General features: G+C 61.3%; 1 protein-coding gene. It reads right to left on the reverse strand.

The window, feature by feature from the left end:
• Positions 1-58: 58 nt before the first annotated feature.
• Positions 59-790 carry an IS6 family transposase gene (locus tag BMI01S_RS37795; RefSeq protein ID WP_028232755.1) on the reverse strand — a complete coding sequence of 244 codons (732 nt, stop codon included), beginning with the start codon at positions 788-790 and terminating at the stop codon, positions 59-61.
• Positions 791-834: the final 44 nt, after the last annotated feature.

Consider the following 834-nt stretch of genomic DNA (forward strand, 5'->3'; position numbering starts at 1 on the left):
GGCTCTGTCAGGTTGGCCGATGTAGTCCGTCTTTGTGGCGTACGAGTAGTTATCCTGATTAGATAACCCTATCTCCGGCCGCAGTGACAGTCCAACCATGCCACGTCGCGAAACGTTTCTGGAGCGCGGTACGATGACATGCCGCGTTCATCTGGTGTCTGGGCAACGCGAAGTGCTGCCGGATCGGGCCGAAGCACGAAAGAAACGCCTGAGTGCGACGCGCATCGCGAAAACCGCACATCTGGCGCTCCCGCCTGCGGGTCGGCTGGTGGCTGTTCTCGGCACGGTTGTTCACGCGTGCGGCCGCTTTGACGAAAACGTGCTTCACATGAGCAAGCTCAGGAATGTCCGACTTCGCCGCCGGATAGCTGCGCAGCTGGTCGGTCACGATTTTGCGCGGCACCGGGTTTGAACGCAGCACCCTGAGGAAGAAGCGCTTTGCCGCTGCCTTGTCGCGCCGCTTTTGCACCAGCACGTCCAGTTCAGCGCCATGCTCGTCGACCGCTCGCCACAACAGATACGGCTCGCCGCGCAGCGTCACGAACATCTCGTCGAGGTGCCACGTACTGCCTGGCTTGCGCCGCGCCGCCTTGGCGCACTGGGCGAATCTGGCGCCGAACTTGTCGCACCAGCAACGGATCGTCTCATACGTGACCACAACACCACGCTCGAGCAGCAACTCCTCGACGTCGCGCAGGCTCAGGCTGAACCGGAAATACCAGCGAACCGCGCAGCTGATGACGACGGCAGGGAAGCGGTGGCCGTGATAAAGCGGTTTTGTCTTCTTCATTACGTCATTCTACCGCCCCCTCTCCATCAACCTGACAGAGCCCC

It is taken from the genome of Paraburkholderia mimosarum LMG 23256 = NBRC 106338 (assembly GCF_000739815.1).
Taxonomy (GTDB): domain Bacteria; phylum Pseudomonadota; class Gammaproteobacteria; order Burkholderiales; family Burkholderiaceae; genus Paraburkholderia; species Paraburkholderia mimosarum.